The following is a 22,179-nucleotide window of genomic DNA, read 5'->3' as shown; positions in this document are numbered from 1 at the left end:
ACGCTCAGCACCACCCTGAAGGGGGCATGACGATGAAAGAGAAAATTCAAAACTGGCTGCACGATTTGGGTGTTGCCCTCGGCTTGATCGAACCGCCTCTGCAACCGGTCCCGATTCGCACCGATGACGAACAGCGTCGGCGTCAGCCACGTCGGCGGTAATGCCCCGCTTTGAAGGATCAAAGGATTTAAACGACAGAAGATCGCACCCGGTTGCCATTCCATGGAGTGGCGACCGGGGCGATCTTTTGTTTTTTCAGTGACGCCCGATTTCCATCAGAAACCGGCTCAGGTCATTCGCGGTTTTCGCGGTCTTGAGCATCCGGTCCTCTTCGGCGGTGAAGGCCGTCAGTCCGAATTCATCTTCCAGATGGAAGATCAGATCCTCGATATCCGCTTTTTCCAGCCCCAGCTGCGCGAGGCTGGTGTTGTCGTCGAATTCACGATTTTCCAGCAGGCGCAGGATGAACCGGTGCACGGCAGCACGCACGGCAGCTCTTCTCATGGCAGATCTTTATTAGGGTTGGTCTGACTGGAGTACAGCAGGCCTCAGGCGTGCTGGCGCAACCATTCGTCAATCATCCCGCGCAGATGCGCTCCGGAAAAACTGCCGAAGTGTCCGCCATGCACCGTGCGGATTTTCAATCGCTGCAAACGGCGCAGGCTGGCGGCGTAGTCGTCGAGGTTGGAGTGGTAGGCGTCTTCAATCAGCGGGCCGTCGTAAATGATGTCGCCGCTGAACAGGGTTTCCGTGGCCGCTTCGTAGAGGCTGATCCCGCCCGGTGAATGCCCCGGCGTGTGCAACACCTGCAACGTGCGGTTGCCCAGGTCCAGCACATCGCCGTCCTCGACAAAACCGGTGGCCGGCGCGGCCTTGACCCGGTATTCGGCGTAGCACAACGGGCAATCCGGGTGCGCCTCGAACATGTCGTCGCCGACGAAGGCCCGGCTCAGATCATTCTCGCCATCCGGCGCTGCCAGAATGTCCGCCTCGGCGGGATGCACCAGCCGTTCAGCAAACTCGTGATGCCCGGCGATGTGGTCGAAATGGCAATGACTGGCCACCGCCACCAAAGGTCGTTCGGTGAGCCACGGCAGTTGTTCGCGCAGGCTCACCAGTCCCGAACCGCTGTCGAGCAGCAGATCCTTGTCCCGCCCCTGAACGTGCCACAGGTTGCAGCGGTAGAACGGGCGGATGAACGGCTCGTGAATCAGCCGAATGCCGTCGCTCAGGGTTTGCACTTCGAACCACTGATCGCGAGAAACAATCTTCATCAAATCTTTTCTCCAGACGAAAAAAACGGGTGTGGCAACCGACGCCACACCCGCCGAAGAAAGCATCAAGTTGTCGTGTTCAGCTTAGACCGCGCTGGCTACCACATTCGGGCGGCGGGACATCAGGCTGACCACCACAAAACTCACCAGACCCACAGCCAGGCTGTAGTAGATCGGGGTGTTGGCGTCCAGGCCGTCCTTGAACATGAACAGCAGGGCGGTGGCGAAGCCCATACCCATACTGGCGATGGCGCCGGCGGTGGTTGCGCGTTTCCAGAAGATTGCACCGATCAGCGGGATCAGCATGCCGCCCACCAACAGGTTGTACGCGAGGGTCAGGGCGCTGATCACGTCGTTGACCACCAGCGCGATGGCCAGGACCACTGCACCGGTCAGCAGGGTGAACAGGCGGTTCACACCCAGGCTCGACTGTTTGCCGCCACGCAGTTTCGGCAGCAGGTCTTCGGTCAGGGTAGTGGCCGCGGCGAGCAGGCCGGCGCTGGCGGTGGACATCATCGCGGCCAGGGCTGCGGCGATCACCAGGCCACGGATACCGTCCGGCAGCGACAGTTTGACGATCGCGGCGAAGGCGTTGTTGACGTTGTCCAGATCCGGAATCAGTACGTGTGCCGCCATGCCGATCAGAGCACAGGCCAGACCGTAGAGAATGCAGTAGATGCCCGCGAGGCTACCGGCGTACTGAGCCACTTTTTCGTTCTTGACGGTGAACACCCGTTGCCAGATGTCCTGACCGATCAGGATGCCGAAGAAGTAGATCATGAAGTAGGTGATGATTGTGTCCCAGCCGATGGTGGTGAAGTTGAACGCCGTCGCCGGCAGTTTCAGCACCAGCTCATCCCAGCCGCCGACGCGGTACAGGCAGATTGGCAGAAGGATGAACATCAGGCCCACGGTCTTGATGATGAACTGGACGATGTCGGTCAGGGTCAGCGACCACATGCCGCCGATGGCCGAGTACACCACCACCACGCCACCGCCGAGCAGCACCGAGACCCAGAACGGCAGGCCGAACAGCACTTGCAGCACGGTGCCGATGGCGAGGATCGAGGTCACGCCGATCATCAACGCGTAGGCCAGCATGATCGCCGCGCTCGCCGAGCGGGCCATCGGGTTGTAGCGTTTTTCCAGCACCTGGGTAACGGTGTAGATCTTCAGTTTCAGCAGCGGCTTGGCCAGGAACAGGTTCAGCGCCACGATGCCGCAACCCAGTGCCGCGCACAGCCAGAAACCGGAGATGCCGTGCACGTAGCCCAGACGCACGGTGCCGACGGTGGACGCACCACCGAGAACGGTCGCGGCCATGGTGCCCATGTACAGGCTCGGGCCGAGGTTACGCCCGGCGACGAGGAAGTCCTCGTTGGTCTTGGCCTTGCGCATGCCGAAGTAGCCGAGCAAGAGCATGCCGGCGGCGTAGATGAGGACGACGAATAAATCCAAAGCCATGATGGCGTGTCTCCGATTGTCTTTTTTATGGTGAAACAAATTGGTTCTATGAGGCTGCCCTTGTGGGAGCGGGCTTGCTCCGAGCGGCGATCCGATGAAGGCGTCGACACATTCAAAAGTGATGTGACTGACAGATCGCATTCGCGGGCAAGCCCGCTCCCACAGGGTTGATCAGGCGGCCTGACGCAGCGCCGCTTCAGCCGGCGCAAGCGCGCCTTTGCTCCGGGGATCCTTCGGGCCGTAGACCAGCGCCGGTTCCGGGAACAGGCTCAGCAGCATCAGGTACATCACCGAGGCCAGACCGAGGGTCACCAGCAGGCTGATGTCGATGCCGCCGGCCAGTTCACCCAGCGGGCCGACGAACTGCCCAGGCAGGTTGACGAAGCACAGGCCGACCGCCGCGCTCGGGATCCACGCGCCCAGGCCGCGCCAGTTCCAGCCGTGGCTGAACCAGTAGCGTCCGCCTTGCTCGCCGCGAGTGAACACTTGCAGGTCGTCCGGGCAGTAGAAGCCGCGACGCACCACCAGGCCGATGATCATGATCACCATCCACGGGGTGGTGCAGGTGATGATCAGCACGGCGAAGGTCGACACGCTCTGCACCAGGTTCGCCGCAAAGCGCCCGATGAAGATGAACGCAATCGACAGCACACCGATCAGCAACGTCGCTTTCACTCGCGACAGCAAACGCGGGAACACGCTCGACATGTCCAGCCCGGTGCCATACAGCGAGGTGGTGCCGGTGGACATGCCGCCGATCACCGCAATCAGGCACACCGGCAGGAAGAACCAGCTCGGCGACACCGCCAGCAGACCGCCGACGTAGTTGTTGGCCGCGATGTAGTCCGGTGCCTGGATCGCCACGATGGTCGCGGTGGTCAGGCCGAACAGGAACGGAATGAACGTAGCGATTTGCGAGAAAATCACCGCCGCCATGATCCGCTTGCGCGAAGTCTCACGCGGGATATAACGGGCCCAGTCACCGAGGAACGCGCCGAAGGAAATCGGGTTGCTCATGGCTACCAGCGCGGCGCCGATGAACGCGGCCCAGAAGCCCGGCTGGCCGAGGCTGACGGTGCCGGCGTAGTGCGAATCGAACGGGCCGGCGAAGGCAAAGATGCCCAGCAGGAACAACAGGCTCGCGCTCCACACAGCAACCTTGTTCACCCACAACAGGAAGCGGAAGCCGTAGATGCACACGGTCAGCACCAGAATCGCGAACAGACCGTAGGCCAGGCCCAAAGTCAGGTCGGTTTCCGGCAGGCCGATCAGGCGTTTCGCACCACCGATCAGCGCATCTCCCGAACTCCACACCGAGAGCGAGAAGAAGGCGATGGCGGTCAGCAGCGACAGGAACGAACCGACGATCCGCCCGTGTACGCCGAAGTGCGCACCAGACGACACGGCATTGTTGGTGCCGTTGAGCGGGCCGAACAGGCCCATCGGTGCGAGGATCAGCGAGCCGAGCAGCACGCCCGAGACAATCGCCCAGACGCCCGCCTGAAAAGACAGGCCGAACAGCACCGGGAAACTGCCGAGCACGGCGGTGGCAAAGGTATTCGCGCCGCCAAAGATCATGCGGAACAAGTCCACGGGACCGGCGGTGCGTTCGTTGTCCGGGATCTGTTCGACCCCGTGGGTTTCAATCTGCGTAAGGCTTTGGTCTTTGTTGTTGTTATTCATGATCTGCTCCGATCACAAAGGCGCGCTCATCGTGCGTGAGCGTCACCTGTATTGGCTAAGGGGGTGGCAGCCCTTCCGGCATTGCGGACAAATGTTCGTGGCAGGCCAGCCAATGGCCTTGTTGTTCTAGGCTCGACGCTTGTTTCCTGAAAACAATCGTCTCGCGCTCCTGGCTGAAGTGTTGCTCCCCTTGCATGCGCAGCTCGGTGGCCACGTCATGGATGAAAATCGCCACGTCACCCTGCAGGCTGACGAAGGCGTTGCTCGAGGTGCAGGACAGCACCTCGAAGCCATCCTCGGCGCGCCAGCTGTCCCACAAGGCCTGGTAGGCATCGCGCGACAGCAGGGGCTGTTCGAGGGTGTAGAACACGAAGCTCGCATCGGCGCTGAACGCGCCGAAGTAGGCTTCGCGATCGTTGCGGGCGAAGGCGGACACCAGATCGGCGGCCGCTTTCAGAACCTGATCACGTTCGTTCATGACCCGACCCTCAGCGGTGGACCACGCCCGGCAGTACGCAGAGCATTTCGTACAGCAGGTTGGCGGCCAGCAGCGAGGTGTTGCCGGTGGTGTCATAAGCGGGCGAGACTTCTACCAGATCGCAGCCGATCAGGTCGAGGCCCTGGCAGCCGCGAACGATTTCAATCGCCTGAATGGTCGTCAGACCACCGATTTCCGGGGTGCCGGTGCCAGGCGCCCAGGCCGGGTCGATGCCGTCGATGTCGAAGCTCAGGTACACCGGGCCGCCACCGACTTTCTCGCGTACTTCGGCCATCAGCGGTTCCAGCGACTTGTGCCAGCACTCTTCGGCCTGCACCACGCGGAAGCCCTGATCGCGGCTCCAGTTGAAGTCGTCAGCGGTGTAACCCTGCGCACGCAGACCAATCTGCACCACGCGATCGCAGTCCAGAAGACCTTCTTCGACGGCGCGACGGAAGGTCGTACCGTGGGCGATCTTCTCGCCGAACATGTGATCGTTCACATCAGCGTGGGCGTCGATGTGCACCAGACCGACCTTGCCGTGCTTTTTGTGGATCGCACGCAGGATCGGCAGGGTGATGGTGTGGTCGCCACCCAGGGTCATCGGGATCACGTTGTGCTCGAGGATGTTGTCGTAGGCTTCTTCGATGATGCGCACGGCGTCGAGCAGGTTGAAGGTATTGATCGCCACGTCACCGATGTCGGCAACCGACAGCGAATCGAACGGCGCAGCGCCGGTGGCCATGTTGTACGGGCGGATCATCACCGATTCGGTGCGGATGTCGCGCGGCCCGAAGCGGGTGCCGGGGCGCAGCGAAGTACCTATGTCCAGTGGCACGCCGACGAAGGCAGCGTCCAGACCGGCAGCGGAATCAAGGTGGGGGAGTCGGAGCATGGTGGCGATGCCGCCGAAGCGCGGCATTTCGTTGCCGCCCAGTGGTTGGTGAAGAATCTTGTCCACGGGTAGGGCCTCATCGTCTTTGTTTTATTTATGTCGGCGCGCCGCATTCGCAAGGTCACGGGCACCGCTGTGGGCCGATTCTGCGAAATGTAGTGCGGCGGAAGAATCGCTACGGGCAAATACTTAGTTCAGAATTTTCTAAACTAATGCCAGGGAGGTGGATAGACTTCTCGCTGATCGTTCCCACGCTCTGCGTGGGAATGCATCCGGTGACGCTCCGCGTCACAGCCGTGAAGCGGACGCAGAGCGTCCTGAGCGGCATTCCCACGCGGAGCATGGGAACGATCTACGCAGAACGATCCTTGGAGTAGACATGGCCAACGCTTTACCCGACCTGAAACTTTTGCGCATCTTCGTCAGCGTCGTGCGCCATCAGGGGTTTGCCAACGCGCAGCAGGAACTCAACTTGTCGACCTCGGCGATCAGCACCTACATGAGCCAGCTTGAGGCCGCGCTCGGTCTGGTGCTGTGCCATCGCGGGCGCGGCGGTTTCAGCCTGACCAGCAAGGGCGAGCTGTTCCATCAGGAAACCCTGCGCCTGCTGGCCGAGCTCGAAGGTTTCGAGCAATACGCGGCAGCACTCAAGGGCGAATTGCGCGGCACGCTCAACCTCGGGGTGATCGATTCCACGGTCAGCGACAAGGCCCTGCCATTCGCCGAGGCCATCGGCGCCTACAGCCAGGAACACCCGGCGGTGCATTTGCATCTGTCGGTGATGAGTCCTTACGAACTGCAACTCGGCGTGCAGGACAACCGCCTCGACCTGGCCATCGGCGCGTTCTCCACGCGCATGAGCGGTCTGGTGTACATGCCGCTGTACCGCGAGCAGCACTGGCTGTATTGCAGCAACCGTCACCCGTTGTTCAACGAGCGGCGGATTCCCGAGCAAGTCATCACCCAGCAGCGCATGGTCGGGCGCGGTTACTGGAGCCAGGCCGAATTGGCGCGCCACGGTTTCAAACACAGCGCCGCGACCGTGGAAAGTATGGAGGCGCAGCTGATTCTGGTGCTGTCCGGCGCCTACATCGGCTACCTGCCGGAGCACTACGCCCAGGCCTGGGCCGACAAGGGCGACCTGCGGGTGTTGCTGCCGGCGACCTTCGGTTATCAGGCGCCGTTTTCCATGATCATGCGCCGGGGCCGCAGCCGCGAGCCGCTGATCCAGACTTTCCGCGATCTGCTCAAAGCGCAGCTCAATCAGGCATAAGAACATGTCCAGACCCCAATGCCCGCGCTGCCTGCGCCCACAAACCCATTGCCTGTGCCCGCTGATCCCGAGTCTCGACAGCCGCACCCGCGTGTTGCTGTTGCAGCACCCGAGCGAGGTCAATCACGCACTCAATACGGCACGACTGGCGGCGCTGGGGTTGAACAATGCCGAGCTGATCGTCGGTGAAGTGTTCGAGGATTTGCCCGCGTTGTTGAACCGGCCGGGGTATCGGGCGCGATTGCTGTTCCCGGCGGAAGATGCGCAACCGATGCAGGCTTACGCCGCGTCCGATGAACCGCTGTTGCTGGTGGTGCCGGATGGCACGTGGCGCAAGGCGCGCAAGATGTTGCACCTCAATCCCTTGCTGGCGGCGTTGCCTCGGGTGACGCTGGCCGAGGGCGGGGTTTCCCGGTATCGGCTGCGCAAGGCACCGGGGCCGGGGGCTTTGTCGACGATCGAGGCGATTGTTCAAGCGTTGCAGACGCTTGAGGCGCCGGCGTCGTTCGAGCCGTTGCTCAAGCCGTTTGAGGCGCTGATCGAGGGGCAGATTGCGGCGATGGGGGAGGAGATCTTTCAGCGCAATCATTCAAAATGATCGCTGCCTGTCCCGACGCCTTCGCGAGCAAGCTCGCTCCCACAATGTCCCTGTCGAACACAAAACTTGAGTACGACGCCATACCTGTGGGAGCGAGCTTGCTCGCGAAGAGGCCAGATCATTCAGCATTCAATCCGGATCATCACTAGCGTTCGCGCATCGCTTCGGTCCGGGCCTTGAGCACCGGTTTGAGCAGGTAATCCAGCACGCTTTTCTCCCCGGTGATGATGTCCACCGTCGCCACCATCCCCGGAATGATCAGCAGCGGTTTCACATCCCCGCCCAAATGGTTTTTGTCGGTGCGCACCTGGATCAGGTAGAAGCTGTTGCCCTTGTCGTCAGTGATGGTGTCGGCGCCGATCAGCTCAAGCCTGGCGCTGAGCCCGCCGTAGATCGTGTAGTCGTAGGCGCTGAACTTGACCATGGCTTTCTGGCCCGGATGCAGGAACGCTACGTCCTGCGGCCGGACCTTGGCTTCGATCAGCAGGTTGTCTTCCAGCGGCACGATTTCCACCATGTCGCTGCCCGGTTGCACCACGCCGCCGATGGTGTTGACCTTCATTTGCTTGATCACCCCGTGCACGGGGGAAGTCACCGTGGTGCGGCTCACACGGTCGTCGATGGCGATGCTCGAAGCTGTGATTTTCGACAGGTCGGTGCGTTTCTCGTTGAGCTCCTTGGCCGCTTCGGAGCGGAAGGTCTGTTCCGATTCATCGATCTTGCTGCGGATCTCGGCGATGGCCGATTCGGCGCGGGGGATTGCCAGTGTCGTGGCATTCAACGAACCGCGGATCTCCACCGCGCTACGCTTGAGCCGCAGGATCTCCACTGGCGATACCGCACCCGTCTTGACCAGCGGTTCGGACATGTTCATTTCCTGATTGACCAGCGCCAGGCTTGAGCTGAACTGGCTTGCTTTCGAGCGAAACTCCGCCAGCTCCTGGGTTTTTTGCCGCAGTTGTTCTGACAGTGTCCGCTGTTCGCTGGCCAGGCGCCGTTGCCGTTGCTCGTACAGCGAGCGCTCGTCCTCGGCGACTTGCGGAGCCTTGGCGATCACCTCTTCCGAGAGCTTGAACGGCCGGCCTTCGGCTTCGGCGGACAAACGTTCGACCTGCGCGGTCAAGGCATAACGATCGGCCTCGCTTTCACCCTTGTTCGACAGAAAACGCGTGTCGTCCAGACGCAGCAACTTGTCGCCCTTGTCAACCATTTGCCCTTCACGCACGAAGATTTCGGTGACGATCCCGCCCTCGAGGTTTTGAATCACCTGAACCTTGCTCGACGGAATCGCCTTGCCTTCGCCCATGGTCACTTCCTGGAGCACGGCAAATTTGGCCCAGACCAGCGCGCTGATCAGCAGCGCCGCCGCCAGCCACACGGTGATGCGCGACCAGCGCGGCGAATCCTGCAGCGAAGCGCCGGCGGTTTCCGGCATGAATTCAGCCTCGGCGCTTTTGCCGAAACTGTCGAAGTAACCGCGCGGTTTTGAAGAGGACGAAGCAGACATGGGGCAACTCCTAGACCGCCGCCGAGCCGACCCGGCCCTTGCGCAGTGCATCGATGACCGCTTCTTTCGGACCGTCGGCGACGATCCGGCCGTTGTCCAGCACCAGCAACCGGTCCACCAGACTCAGCATCGAAGTGCGGTGGGTGACCAGCAGCAAGGTTTTGCCCTGCATCCAGCCGTGCAGTTTCTGACGCAGAACGTCTTCGCTGCTGTTGTCCATGGCGCTCGTGGGTTCGTCGAGCAACATGATCGGCGGGTCGAGCAACAGCGCCCGCGCCAGCAACACCGCCTGACGCTGGCCGCCGGAGAGCAGTTGCCCACGCTCGCCCACCGGCCGGTCGAAGCCTTGCGGATGCTGCCGGGCGAGCTCGGTGACGCCGGTCAGTTCGGCCACTTCAAGCATCCGCGAATCGCTGATATAGCGGGCACCGAGGGTCAGGTTGTCACGCAGGCTGCCGGCCAGCAGCGGCAAATCATGGGCGACGTAACCGATCTGCTGGCGCAGGTCGGCGACATCCAGCTGCCGCACGTCCAGGCCGTCGAGCAGCAACTGGCCTTCTTCCGGTTCGTAGAACCCCATCACCAGCCGCGCCAGAGTGCTTTTGCCCGAGCCGCTGCGGCCGATAATGCCGATCCGCTCGCCGGGTTTGACGCTGAAACTGACATTGCTCAGGGCCGGCGCGTTCTGGCCGTTGTAGTGGAAAGTCACCGCGTTGGCGTCGAGCGCCCCTTGCAGTTGCGTGCGCTCCAGCGGCCGCTGTTTGCCGTCGCGCTCTTGGGGCAGGGACATCAGCGCGTCGGTGCTTTTCATGGTCAGTTGCGCTTGCTGGTAGCGGGTGATCAGCCCGGCGATCTGGCCCAGCGGCGCGAGCACGCGGCTGCCGAGCATGTAAGTCGCCACCAGTGCGCCGACGCTGAGATTGCCGGCGATGATGCTGTAGACCCCGGCGACAATCGTCGCCATCCCGGAAAACTGCTGGATGAACAGCGTGCCGTTGGTGGCCAGCGCCGAGAGATTGCGCGCATGGCTGTCGAGGCGGGTGAGGGCGCCGTGGGTGCTTTCCCATTTGTGTTGGCGCTCGCTTTCGGCGCTGCACGCCTTGAGGGTTTCCAGGCCACCGAGGGTTTCGATCAGCAACGCCTGACGCTCGGCGCCGAGGCTCAGGCTTTTCTGCACGGTGTCGCGCAGGCGGGCCTGAATGATCATCGCGAACACGATCGTGATCGGAAACGCCAGCAGCGGAATCACCACCAGCCAGCCACCGAGCAGGCCGATCACCACCAGCATCAACACCACGAAGGGCAGGTCGATCAGGCTGGTCAGGGTCACGGCGGTGAGAAATTCGCGCAGCCCCTGAAAGTCGTGAATGCTCTGGGCGAATCCGCCGATGGTCGCTGGCCGGGCCTTCATCGCCATGCCGGTGATGCGCTCGAATAAAGTCGCGGAAAGGATCACATCGGTCTTCTTGCCGGCGGTGTCCAGCAGGTGCGCGCGGACCACCCGCAGCACCAGTTCGAAACCGGTGCCGATAAGCAATCCGATGGCCAGCACCCACAGGGTCGAGGTGGCCTGGTTCGGCACCACGCGGTCGTAGGTCTGCATGACGAACAGCGGCACCATCAGGCCCAGCAGGTTGATCAGGAAACTGGCGAGGATCGCGTCGCTGTACAGCCATTTCGACAGCTTCAGAGTGTCGCGAAACCACGCCTGCACCCGTGGCACCAGCGGCGAGCGCAGGTCTTCCAGCTCATGCCGTGGCCGGGCAAACAAGGCCTGGCCGCTGTAGTGTTCGGTGAGCTCTTCACGGCTGACCCATTGCTCGCCGCCGTCGGCTTCGCTGGGCAGGATCAGCGCCTTGCCGTCTTCGGCAAACCGCCGCAGCACCGCCGTGCGCCCGTTGCCCAGCAGCAACAGCACCGGCAGGTTGAGCGGGGAGATGTCCTTGAGGTCGCGGCGCAGCAGCCGCGCCTGCAAACCGGCCCGGGCGGCGGCACGGGGCAGCAGGTCCAGGCTCAGGCGTTGTTTGTCCAGGGGCAGTCCGGCGCTCAGGCTGGCGCGACTGACCGTCGCGCCATGGAGTTTGCAGAGGATCAACAGACCGTCGAGCAGCGGGTCATCGAAGCTCAGCCGCGGATCGATCCCGGTGTTACCGGGTTGCATGCTGGTCATATTGATCGCTCCCGTTGAGCTGGCTCGGCTATCCACATCAACCCTGTATTACTGCGAGGCGTTTAACCGTACTGATCGTTCCCACGCTCTGCGTGGGAATGCAGCCCGTGACGCTCCGTGTCACCGGACGCGGAGCGTCCCTAAAGGCATTCCCACGCGGACGGTTCGACGCCTCGACGTGGGAACGAGGTTGCGGCCTTCGGCAGCGCCTGCACGCGGGACTACTTCAGCTCGGGCAAGCGTGCTTCGTTTTTGACTTCGGTCGCGGCAATCGCATCGGCCGGCAGCACGATCCGCTGCTTGTTCAACAACTGGCCCATGTTCGCCAGCACGCGGTACATCGAATATTCCTCGGTGTAGCGGATCTCGGTGTAGCGACGGTTGGCGTTGTACAGCTCGTTTTCACTGTCGAGCAGGTCGAGCAGGGTGCGCTGGCCGAGCCCGAACTGATCTTGATACGCGGCGCGCACACGCTTGGTGGTTTCGGCGTATTCGCGGGCGGTCGGGGTCTGTTTCTTGGCGTTGACCATGGCGTTCCAGGCCAGGTGAATGTTCTCGTTGAGCTGACGCAGGGCGTTGTTGCGGATGTCCATCGCCTGGTTGATCTGGTGCGCATCGGAGGCCAGTCTCGCCTTGTCGCTGCCGCCACGGAACAGGTTGTAGTTCATCACCACACCGACCCGCCATTCGTTGTCATGGCCCTCGTCGCCCTGCACGTTGTTGTTGGCGCCGACCGCCGCTTCCGCATCGAAGCGTGGATAGAACGGCGACTTGGCGACTTCGTACTGGCTCTCGGCCGATTGCACGTCAGCCTGGGCGGATTTCAGATACGGGTTGTTTTCGACCATGCTCTGCTGGGCTTCGGGCAGAGTGGCGGGCAACTCGCCGCGGGTCGAGGCGGGGGTTTCCAGTTCATCCGGCATACGCCCGACCACGCTGTAGAAGTTCGACTCGGCGTCGGCCAGATCAACTTCGGCGGTGTCGAGGTTGTTCTGCGCCAGCGCCTTACGGGCAACCGATTGATCGGAGTCGGCGGTGCTGCCCACGCCGCGCTCGGTACGCAGGCCGATCTGGTCGTTGACGCGCAAATGCGCCTGCAGGTTGTTCTTGGCCAGGGTCACCAGTTCACGACGCTTGAGCACTTCGAGGTAGACCTCGATGGTGCGCAGGGCCAGGTCCTGGGCGGTGCCTTGCGCGTAATAGGCGCGCGAGTTGGAAACGCCCTTGGTGCGCTCGACCTCGTTGGCAGTGTTGAAACCGTCGAACAGCATCTGCCGCAGACGCAGCTCGGACTGGGTGTAATTGAGGATTTCGGTGTGGTGGTTACCGAAGGCCCGGGTGTTGGTGTTGTCGCTGTAGCCGCGCCCGTAGGCAGCGTTCAGATCCACCGACGGATAGAAGCCGCCCTTGGCGACCTTCACCTGTTCATCAGCCGACAGGCGCGCGTCCACGCGCGAGGCCAGTTCCGGGTGAGTCGCGATGGTGCTCTGAATCGCCTCGGTGAGGTTCATGGCCTGTGCCTGGGAAGTGCAAGGCATGGCCAGCAAAACCGCGCTGCAGAGGGGGGTTAGTACGCGCATGGGTGCATCTCCCTGAGTCCTGATGGTGTTCCGCTGTCGCCAATTTGTTGACGATATTTTTAGTAAAAAGCGTTTCATGCCTGTAACAACAGAGCTAAGAACATCCTGAAGCGTAGCTAAGAAAAAATTTTCATATGGGTTATGCCAAAAAAAACTTATGCGGTTCGCCAAATCCAGCACATTGTTCCACTCGAAAGCCTTTGTTTTATGCGCGTTAGGGAGCACAGAAAGGCTTGAGGAAAGTTCCACTCACTTTGCGACATACGGCGAAGTACTGCTAAAGGGGAGGGACGCGTAGCGGCTGATGAGCGACAGTTTTTTGTCACTCGGGTGATTCACCACCGTTACGTAGCGCTAGTGGGAATGCAGCATTTAACAGAGACTCCAACTACTTGATGGCATTGGCGTTTCTGGATTTGTGCAACCTGCGAAACGAACTGTCGAGGCGCGAGCGTCGCCCCGACAACCCGCTTGAGCCATGGGCTGCTTCGCGAACCAGCGCCGACGGTGGTCGGCAGCGGAGGAATGCACATGGCAACGCTCATCGGGATCGTCACTAAAGTCATTGGTCAGGTTTTCGCTCAGTCAGCTGACGGCAGTCGGCGCCCATTGGTCGAAGGTGATCGTCTGTTTGCAGGAGATCAATTGATCACCGGGGCGGAGGGGGCGGTTGCCGTCCATCTGCAAAATGGCCAGGAACTGACCCTCGGTCGGGACAGCAGCCTGACCATGACCGGGCAGTTGCTCGCCGATCAGGCCGCCCACGTCAATGCCCCGGAAGCGGTGACCCCGAGCGAGTCGCAACTGACCGACGTCGAACAGATCCAGAAAGCCATTGCCGCCGGCGATGACCCGACCCAATCCGCCGAAGCGACCGCGGCCGGCCCCGGAGCCACCGGTGGTGCGCCGGGCGCGCTGGGTGGCGGTCACAGTTTCGTGTTGTTGACCGAAGTGGCGGGCCGGGTCGATCCGGTCATCGGTTTCCCCACCGCCGGTTTCAATGGCATTCCCGAGTTTCCCGAAGAGCGGCATAACGCCGTGATCGACAACGGCGACGGCCAGGCCGCCCCGATTGTTCCGCCACCACCACCGGTCAACAATCCGGTGACCCTCTCCGGGCTGTCCGTCGCGGGCGGCGAACTGACTCTCAACGAAGCCAATCTGCCGGACGGCTCTGCTGCCAACTCCGGTGCGCTGACCCAGAGCGGCAGCTTCACCGTAAATGCGCCCGACGGGCTGACCAGCCTGATCATCGGCGGCATCAATGTGATTGTCGGCGGCGTGCCGATCGGTTTCCCGCAATCGATCACCACGCAACTGGGCAACACCCTGACCATCACCAGTTACAACCCGGCCACCGGCACGGTCAGCTACAGCTACACCCTCAACGGCAACGAAACCCACGCGGCGGGCGACGGTGCCAATAACCTCAGCGAACAATTCACCGTGATCGCTGGCGACAGCAACGGCGACACCGCCACTGGCACGCTGGACGTCAACATCACCGACGACGTCCCGAAAGCGTTCGATGACAACAATGGTACGGCGACAGAGACTCAACTGACGCTGACCGGCAACGTGCTGACCAACGACGTGCAAGGCGCCGACCGCGTACCCGTCGGCGAAAACGCCGGCCCGATCACCCCCGGTACATTCATCGGGACTTACGGCACTCTGGTGCTCAACGCCAACGGCACGTACACCTACACGCTGAACACCAATGATGCGGACTTCAAGAATCTGCATGGCGGTGGCAATGGCACCGAGACTTTCACTTACACCCTGACCGATGCCGATGGCGATACCAGCACCGCGAACCTCGTACTGCAGATTCACAACAACGACGATCCGGTGGTCATCAACGGGTTGAACGTCGAGGGTGGCGAACTCACCGTCTACGAGAAAAACCTCGGCGACGGCAGCAGCCCCGATGCTCCAGCCTTGACCCAAAGCGGCACCTTCACCATCACCGCGCTGGACGGCGTCACCACGCTGACCATCGGCGGCATCGCCGTGGTCACTAACGGCGTGGCAGCAGGCTTCCCGCAATCAACCGTAACTCCGTTGGGCAGCACGCTGACCATCACCGGGTTCAACGCGGCGACCGGCGTCGTCAGCTACAGCTACACCCTCGTCGATAACGAAGCTCACCCGACTGCCAACGGCGCCAACGTGCTCAACGAGCAATTCGCCGTGACCGTGGTCGATGACAACGGCACCACCGCCAACGGCACGCTGGACGTGAACATCGTCGATGACCTGCCAAAAGGCGTGGACGACAGCAACGCCGGCACCGCTTCGGAAACCAACCTCACGTTGAGCGGTAACGTCCTGACCAACGACGTGCAGGGCGCCGACCGCGTGCCGACCGGCCCGAATGCCGGCCCGATCACCGCCGGCACTTTCACCGGGACTTACGGCACCCTGGTGCTGAACGCCAACGGCACCTACACCTACACCCTCAACACCAGCGACGCCGATTTCAAAGCGCTGCACGGGGGCGGCAACGGCACCGAGACCTTCACCTACACCATCACCGATGCCGACGGCGACACCAGCACCGCGAACCTCGTCCTGCAGATCCACAACAACGACGACCCGGTGATCATCAACGGCCTCGACGTGAACGGCGGCGAACTCACTGTTTACGAGAAAAACCTCGGCGACGGCAGCAGCCCCGATGCTCCAGCCTTGACCCAAAGCGCCACCTTCACCATCACCGCGCTGGACGGCGTCACCACCCTGACCATCGGCGGCATCGCCGTGGTCACCAACGGTGTGGCGGCAGGCTTCCCACAATCGGTGACCACACCACTGGGCAGCACGCTGACCATTACTGGTTTCAACGCTGCAACCGGCGTCGTCAGCTACAGCTACACCCTGGTCGACAACGAAGCGCATCCAGCCGCCAACGGCGCCAACGTGCTCAACGAGCAATTCGCCGTGACCGTGGTCGATGACAACGGCACCACCGCCAACGGCACGCTGGACGTGAACATCGTCGATGACCTGCCAAAAGGCGTGGACGACAGCAACGCGGGCACCGCTTCGGAAACCAACCTCACGTTGAGCGGTAACGTCCTGACCAACGACGTGCAGGGCGCCGACCGCGTGCCTGTCGGAGAAAACGCCGGCCCGATCACCCCCGGCACTTTCACCGGCACTTACGGCACGTTGGTGCTGAACGCCAACGGCACTTACACCTACACGCTGAATACCAGCGACGCCGATTTCAAAGCCCTGCACGGCGGCGGCAACGGCACCGAGACCTTCACCTACACCATCACCGATGCCGACGGCGACACCAGCACCGCCAACCTGGTGCTGAACATCCACAACAACGACGATCCGGTGGTCATCAACGGGTTGAACGTCGAGGGTGGCGAACTCACCGTCTACGAGAAAAACCTCGGCGACGGCAGCAGCCCCGATGCTCCAGCCTTGACCCAAAGCGGCACCTTCACCATCACCGCGCTGGACGGCGTCACCACCCTGACCATCGGCGGCATCGCCGTGGTCACCAACGGCGTGGCAGCAGGCTTCCCGCAATCAACCGTAACTCCGTTGGGCAGCACGCTGACCATCACCGGGTTCAACGCTGCGACCGGCGTCGTCAGCTACAGCTACACCCTCGTCGATAACGAAGCGCACCCGACTGCCAACGGCGCCAACGTGCTCAACGAGCAATTCGCCGTGACCGTGGTCGATGACAACGGCACCACCGCCAACGCCACGCTGGACGTGAACATCGTCGACGACCTGCCGAAAGGTGTGGACGACAGCAACGCGGGCACCGCTTCGGAAACCAACCTCACGTTGAGCGGTAACGTCCTGACCAACGACGTGCAGGGCGCCGACCGCGTGCCGACCGGCCCGAATGCCGGCCCGATCACCGCCGGCACTTTCACCGGGACTTACGGCACCCTGGTGCTGAACGCCAACGGCACGTACACCTACACCCTCAACACCAGCGACGCCGATTTCAAAGCGCTGCACGGCGGCGGCAACGGCACCGAAACCTTCACCTACACCATCACCGATGCCGACGGCGATACCAGCACCGCGAACCTGGTGCTGAACATCCACAACAACGACGATCAGGTGTATCTCAACGGCCTCGACGTCAACGGTGGCGAACTCACCGTCTACGAGAAAAACCTCAGCGACGGCACCAGCCCCAACACCCCGGCACTGACCCAGAGCGGCACCTTCACCGTCACCGCGCTCGACGGTCTGCAAACCCTGACCGTGGGCGGCATTGCCGTGATTACTAACGGCGTCGCGGCAGGCTTCCCGCAATCTACGGTCACGCCGCTGGGCAGCACGCTGACCATCACCGGTTACGATCCGGCCACTGGCGTGGTCAGCTACAGCTACACCCTGGTCGACAACGAAACCCATCCGACCGCCAACGGCGCCAACAGCATCACCGAGAACTTCAACGTGGTGGCGACGGACACCGATGGCAGCACCGCCACCGGGCAGATCAACGTCAACATCATCGACGACCTGCCAACCGCCAAACCCGATGCAACGTCGGTGCAAGAGGGCGGCACCGTCAGCGGCAACGTGCTGGACAACGATATCGGCGGCGCCGACGGCCCGGCAGCCAGTGGCGCGGTAGTGGGCGTGCGCGCCGGCTCCGACACCTCGACCTCGGCCATCGGCGGCCTCAACAGCAACATCAACGGCACCTACGGCTACCTGACCCTCGACGCCAACGGCAACGCGGTCTATCACAGCAACCCGAATGCCGTGAGCGGCCCGGGTGCGGTGGACGTGTTCGTGTACACCGTGCGCGATTCCGACGGTGATGAAAGCACCACCACTATCACCATCGACGTCTACAACAGCTGCCTCAAAGCGGTCAGCGACACCGACGTCACCGTCTACGAAAAAGCCCTCGATCTGACCAAGGACGGCCAGGATCTGGCCGCCGGCTCGGTAACCGGCAGCGATCCGACCAGCACCGGGGAAACAGCGTCCGGCACGCTGGTCGGTTCGGTCACCGGCGCGGTCGGTGCGATCAGCTATGCGCTGGTCGGCAGCGCCACCGGCAACTACGGGCAGATCGTGCTCAACCCCGACGGCACGTACACCTACACCCTGACCTCACCGGCCAGCACCACCCCGCACGCCGATGACGGCGCCAACACCCTGACCGAAACCTTCACCTACCAGGCCACCGATTCGCTGGGCAACATCGTCACCAGCACCATCGTGGTCAACATCGTCGATGACGTGCCGAAGGCGATCAACGACAGCAACGCCAGCACCGCGTCGGAAACCCAGTTGACCCTCAACGGCAACGTGCTGACCAACGACGTGCTAGGTGCCGACGTGGTGGCGACCGGTCCGAATGCCGGCCCCATTACCCCTGGCACCTTCACCGGCACGTACGGGACTCTGGTGCTGAACGCCAACGGCACGTACACCTACACGCTGAACACCAATGATGGGGACTTCAAAAACCTGCACGGCGGTGGCAATGGCACCGAGACCTTCACCTACACCCTGACCGATGCTGACGGCGATACCAGCACTGCGAATCTGGTGCTGAACATCCACAACAACGACGATCCGGTGGTCCTCAACGGCCTCGACGTGAATGGCGGCGAGCTGACCGTCTACGAGAAAAACCTCAGCGACGGCACCAGCCCCAACATCCCGGCGCTGACCCAGAGCGGCACCTTCACCGTCACCGCCCTCGACGGTCTGCAAACCCTGACCGTGGGTGGCATCGCCGTGATGACCAACGGCGTGGCAGCCGGCTTCCCGCAATCGACCGTCACTCCGCTGGGCAGCACGCTGACCATCACCGGTTACAACCCGGCTACCGGCGTGGTGAGTTACAGCTACACCCTGGTGGATAACGAAACCCACCCGAACGCCAACGGCGCCAACAGCATCACCGAGAACTTCAACGTGGTGGCGACCGACACCGACGGCAGCACTGCGACCGGGCAGATCAACGTCAACATCATCGACGACCTGCCGACCGCCAAGGCCGACACCGGCTCGGTGGCGGAGGGCGGCACGGTCAACATCAGCGTGCTGGGCAACGACATCAGCGGTGCAGATGGCGCGGCGATCGTGGTCGGCGTGCGCGCCGGCGGCAACACCGCGACTTCGGCCATCGGCGGCCTCAACAGCAACATCAACGGCAACTACGGTTACCTGACCCTCGATGCGGCCGGCAACGCGGTCTATCACAGCAACCCGAACTCGGTGAGCCCGCCGGGCGCTACCGACACCTTCACCTACACCATTCGCGACAGTGACGGCGACGAAAGCACCACCACCATCACCGTCAACGTCGCCGACAGCAAACTCGTGGCCTCGACCGATCAGGACGTGACCGTCTACGAAAAAGCCCTCGATCTGACCAAGGACGGACAAGACCTGGCCCCCGGCACGGTCACCGGCAGCGATCCTTCCAATACCGGCGAAACTGCCAGTGGCACGCTGGTCGGTTCGGTCAGCGGCGGCAGCGGGGCGATCACCTACACCCTGGTCGGCAGCGCCACTGGGACTTACGGGCAGATCCAGCTCAACGCCGACGGCACGTACACCTATACCCTGACCTCGGCGCCGAAAACCACGCCGAACGCTAACGACGGGCCGAACACCCTGAGCGAAAGTTTCACCTACAAAGCCACCGATGCGCTGGGCAACAGCACCACCAGCAGCATCGTGGTCAACATCGTCGACGACGTGCCCAAAGCAGTAGCGTCGGATCGTTCGGTGGCGGCGGTGGAGATCGACTCCAACATCCTTATCGTCCTCGACATCTCCGGCAGCATGGCCGACGCCTCCGGCGTTCCGGGTCTGTCGCGGCTGGAACTGGCCAAGCAGGCGATCAGCGCCTTGCTCGACAAGTACGACGATCTGGGTGATGTGAAAGTGCAGCTCGTCACCTTCAGCAGCAACGCCACTGATCGCACTTCGGTGTGGGTCGATGTCGCCGCGGCCAAGACCCTTCTGGCCGGCCTGAGTGCGGGCGGCGGCACCAACTACGATGCGGCCGTGGCGACCATGCAGACTGCGTTCAACACCTCGGGCAAACTCACCGGGGCGCAGAACGTCGGCTACTTCTTCTCCGACGGCAAACCCAACGAGGGTGATATCAACGCGGCTGACGAAGCCGCCCTGAAAAACTTCCTCGATGCCAACAACATCAAGAACTACGCGATCGGTCTGGGCAGCGGCGTGAGCAACGCCAACCTCGATCCGCTGGCGTACGACGGCATCACTCACACCAACACCAACGCAGTGGTGGTCACCGACCTCAACCAGCTCAACTCGGTGCTCTCCGGCACTGTTGAGGGCGCGCCGGTCACCGGTTCGCTGCTGGGTGAGGGCGGCACGTTCGGCGCCGATGGCGGCTTCATCAAATCCATCGTGGTCGACGGCACCACCTACACCTATGACCCGAAAGCCAACGGCGGTCAGGGTTCACTGGTCGCCAGCGGCGGCGCCAACCACGGCACCTTCAACACGGTGAACAACACCCTGAGCATCGCCACCAACAACAGCGGCACGCTGGTGGTCAACCTCGACACCGGCGACTACAGCTACACCTCGCAGAAAACCACCACCGTGGTGATCACCGAAAACATCGGCTTCACCCTCAGCGACAACGACGGCGACCTCGCCAGCTCGACCCTGACCGTGAAAGTGATCCCCAACGCGCCTCCGGTGGCGGTGGACGACCACATCATCACCAACGTGCTGTCGGGCAACATCGTGGTGCCGGGCGAACTGTTGCTGGCCAACGACACCGACCCGAACGGCGACACCCTCAACGCCACGCCAACCTCGTTCAATACTGGCTGGATCTCAAAATCGGCGGACTTCACCGGCACCGGCGCGATCAGCTTCACCGGCACCAACGCCAACACCGCCGCCAACCAGAACCTGGCCAACGTGCGCAATTCGTTCAGCGCCAACGCCGCGACCATGACCGCCGTGCTGGTGGTCAGCGGCTACCTCGGCGCGGTGACCAACACCAACGCCAACGATGAAGACCGCATCACCGTCAACCTGCGCCAGGGCGAAACCCTCAACCTGGACCACAACCTGGCGGCCGGTCACATCACCATGGAGTACTCGATCAACGGCGGCGCCTGGATCGCCCTCGCGGACGGTCAGACCCTGACCGCGACGTCCGACGGCGTCTACCAGATCCACATCACCAACATCAGCAACACCACGGGCAACAACGTCAACGCGGCGGAAAACTACCAGTTGACCATGACCCTCAACTACGCCGGGGCCCACGACATCACTCCGGACTACCACGGCACCTACACCGCCAACGACAACCACGGCGGCAGCGACACGGCGAACGTGACCATCAGCTATCAGGACGGCCACACCCTGACCGGCACCTCGGGCGATGACGTGCTGGTGGCCGGCACCGGCGACAACATCATCAACGCCGGCGACGGTAACGATGTGCTCACCGCAGGTTCCGGCAACAACGAACTGCACGGCGGCGCCGGCAACGACTTGCTCTACAGCGGCCCGGGCAACGACCTGCTCGACGGTGGCACTGGCATCGACACCGCCAGCTACGCCCACGCGACCGCCGGGGTGACGGTCAACCTTGGCCTGCTCGGTGCGCAAAACACCATTGGCGCCGGCACAGACACCCTGACCGGCATCGAAAACCTTGTCGGCTCAAACTTCAACGACACCCTCACCGGCGACAACAATAACAACGTGATCAACGGTGGTCTGGGCAACGACATTCTCAACGGCGGCGGGGGCGATGACCTGCTGATCGGCGGGATGGGCAACAACACCCTCACCGGCGGGCCGGGCGCCGACACCTTCCAGTGGTTCAAGGGCAACAGCGGTCACGACCTCGTCACCGACTTCACCCCCGGCACCGACAAGCTCGACCTGTCGCAACTGCTGCAAGGTGAAAACGGCACGTCGGCATCACTGGATGACTACCTGCACTTCACCGTCACCGGCAGCGGCGCCTCGGTCATGACCAGCATCGACGTCAGCGCAATGGCCGGCGCCACGCCGAACCAGACCATCGACCTGGCCGGCGTCAACCTCGCCAGCCACTACGGTGTAACACCGGGGGCGGGCGGGTTGATCGCCAGCGGGCACGACACGGCGACCATCATCAACGGCATGTTGAATGATCATTCGTTGAAGGTGGACACGGTGTGAGCCGGGGCTGAAACGACAAAACCCGCCGCCCCGAGTAATCGGGACGGCGGGTTTTTTGCGCGTTGATC

General features: G+C 62.5%; 13 protein-coding genes. 4 read left to right on the top strand and 9 right to left on the bottom strand.

What is annotated here, in order from left to right:
• The first annotated feature begins 32 nt into the window (after positions 1-32).
• Positions 33-161 (top strand): PA1414 family protein, encoded by a 129-nt coding sequence (locus CAF63_RS29115; RefSeq protein ID WP_003184145.1) that lies wholly within the window; start codon positions 33-35, stop codon positions 159-161.
• 94 nt (positions 162-255) lie between these two features.
• Here CAF63_RS29115 and CAF63_RS01160 read toward each other — a convergent pair whose 3' ends face one another.
• From CAF63_RS01160 to speB, 6 genes are all read right to left on the bottom strand, one after another.
• Complete coding sequence (locus CAF63_RS01160) at positions 256-504, bottom strand: hypothetical protein (RefSeq protein WP_007956577.1); 249 nt, start codon at positions 502-504, stop codon at positions 256-258.
• 44 nt (positions 505-548) lie between these two features.
• Positions 549-1,274, bottom strand: a complete 726-nt coding sequence (locus tag CAF63_RS01155) for an MBL fold metallo-hydrolase (protein WP_085683065.1) — start codon at positions 1,272-1,274, stop codon at positions 549-551.
• 84 nt (positions 1,275-1,358) lie between these two features.
• Positions 1,359-2,738, bottom strand: a complete 1,380-nt coding sequence (locus CAF63_RS01150; protein ID WP_085683064.1) for a sodium:solute symporter — start codon at positions 2,736-2,738, stop codon at positions 1,359-1,361.
• 171 nt (positions 2,739-2,909) lie between these two features.
• Positions 2,910-4,421 (bottom strand): cytosine permease, encoded by a 1,512-nt coding sequence (locus tag CAF63_RS01145; RefSeq protein WP_085683063.1) that lies wholly within the window; start codon positions 4,419-4,421, stop codon positions 2,910-2,912.
• A gap of 55 nt (positions 4,422-4,476) precedes the next feature.
• The gene (locus CAF63_RS01140; RefSeq protein WP_085683062.1) at positions 4,477-4,899 is read right to left on the bottom strand and encodes a nuclear transport factor 2 family protein; all 423 of its coding nucleotides are present in this window, start codon (positions 4,897-4,899) and stop codon (positions 4,477-4,479) included.
• A gap of 10 nt (positions 4,900-4,909) precedes the next feature.
• On the bottom strand, positions 4,910-5,860 hold the full coding sequence (speB, locus tag CAF63_RS01135) for an agmatinase (protein ID WP_085683061.1): 951 nt from the start codon (positions 5,858-5,860) through the stop codon (positions 4,910-4,912).
• Between the two features lie 313 nt (positions 5,861-6,173).
• Between speB and CAF63_RS01130 the strand changes: the two genes are divergently transcribed.
• Positions 6,174-7,067, top strand: a complete 894-nt coding sequence (locus tag CAF63_RS01130; protein WP_039772530.1) for a LysR family transcriptional regulator — start codon at positions 6,174-6,176, stop codon at positions 7,065-7,067.
• A gap of 4 nt (positions 7,068-7,071) precedes the next feature.
• A complete protein-coding gene (locus CAF63_RS01125) occupies positions 7,072-7,665 on the top strand; it encodes a tRNA-uridine aminocarboxypropyltransferase (RefSeq protein WP_085683060.1) in 594 nt (197 codons plus the stop codon).
• Between the two features lie 145 nt (positions 7,666-7,810).
• Here CAF63_RS01125 and CAF63_RS01120 read toward each other — a convergent pair whose 3' ends face one another.
• The 3 genes from CAF63_RS01120 to CAF63_RS01110 form a co-directional block, all read right to left on the bottom strand.
• Positions 7,811-9,172 carry an HlyD family type I secretion periplasmic adaptor subunit gene (locus tag CAF63_RS01120; protein ID WP_085683059.1) on the bottom strand — a complete coding sequence of 454 codons (1,362 nt, stop codon included), beginning with the start codon at positions 9,170-9,172 and terminating at the stop codon, positions 7,811-7,813.
• A gap of 10 nt (positions 9,173-9,182) precedes the next feature.
• Positions 9,183-11,342, bottom strand: a complete 2,160-nt coding sequence (locus CAF63_RS01115) for a type I secretion system permease/ATPase (protein ID WP_085683058.1) — start codon at positions 11,340-11,342, stop codon at positions 9,183-9,185.
• Positions 11,343-11,563: 221 nt separating this feature from the next.
• Entirely contained in the window at positions 11,564-12,922 is a 1,359-nt protein-coding gene (locus CAF63_RS01110) for a TolC family outer membrane protein (protein WP_085683057.1), read from the bottom strand.
• 531 nt (positions 12,923-13,453) lie between these two features.
• On the opposite strand from CAF63_RS01110, the gene CAF63_RS01105 reads away from it, so the two are divergent.
• The gene (locus tag CAF63_RS01105) at positions 13,454-22,111 is read left to right on the top strand and encodes a retention module-containing protein (protein WP_085683056.1); all 8,658 of its coding nucleotides are present in this window, start codon (positions 13,454-13,456) and stop codon (positions 22,109-22,111) included.
• The last annotated feature ends 68 nt before the right edge of the window (positions 22,112-22,179 follow it).

The sequence above is a fragment of the Pseudomonas sp. B20(2017) genome (assembly GCF_002113125.1).
Lineage (GTDB): Bacteria > Pseudomonadota > Gammaproteobacteria > Pseudomonadales > Pseudomonadaceae > Aquipseudomonas.
Note: the sequence above shows the minus strand (reverse complement) of the source record. Positions and strands in the feature narration are given on the sequence as shown.

What these genes read in the sequence shown, in the direction of transcription:
- CAF63_RS01115 (WP_085683058.1), bottom strand. Translation starts at nt 11,342, where the DNA reads ATGACCAGCATGCAACCCGGTAACACCGGGATCGATCCGCGGCTGAGC.
- CAF63_RS01125 (WP_085683060.1), top strand. Translation starts at nt 7,072, where the DNA reads ATGTCCAGACCCCAATGCCCGCGCTGCCTGCGCCCACAAACCCATTGC.
- CAF63_RS01140 (WP_085683062.1), bottom strand. Translation starts at nt 4,899, where the DNA reads ATGAACGAACGTGATCAGGTTCTGAAAGCGGCCGCCGATCTGGTGTCC.
- CAF63_RS29115 (WP_003184145.1), top strand. Translation starts at nt 33, where the DNA reads ATGAAAGAGAAAATTCAAAACTGGCTGCACGATTTGGGTGTTGCCCTC.
- CAF63_RS01160 (WP_007956577.1), bottom strand. Translation starts at nt 504, where the DNA reads ATGAGAAGAGCTGCCGTGCGTGCTGCCGTGCACCGGTTCATCCTGCGC.
- CAF63_RS01120 (WP_085683059.1), bottom strand. Translation starts at nt 9,172, where the DNA reads ATGTCTGCTTCGTCCTCTTCAAAACCGCGCGGTTACTTCGACAGTTTC.
- CAF63_RS01145 (WP_085683063.1), bottom strand. Translation starts at nt 4,421, where the DNA reads ATGAATAACAACAACAAAGACCAAAGCCTTACGCAGATTGAAACCCAC.
- CAF63_RS01105 (WP_085683056.1), top strand. Translation starts at nt 13,454, where the DNA reads ATGGCAACGCTCATCGGGATCGTCACTAAAGTCATTGGTCAGGTTTTC.
- CAF63_RS01110 (WP_085683057.1), bottom strand. Translation starts at nt 12,922, where the DNA reads ATGCGCGTACTAACCCCCCTCTGCAGCGCGGTTTTGCTGGCCATGCCT.
- CAF63_RS01150 (WP_085683064.1), bottom strand. Translation starts at nt 2,738, where the DNA reads ATGGCTTTGGATTTATTCGTCGTCCTCATCTACGCCGCCGGCATGCTC.
- CAF63_RS01155 (WP_085683065.1), bottom strand. Translation starts at nt 1,274, where the DNA reads ATGAAGATTGTTTCTCGCGATCAGTGGTTCGAAGTGCAAACCCTGAGC.
- CAF63_RS01130 (WP_039772530.1), top strand. Translation starts at nt 6,174, where the DNA reads ATGGCCAACGCTTTACCCGACCTGAAACTTTTGCGCATCTTCGTCAGC.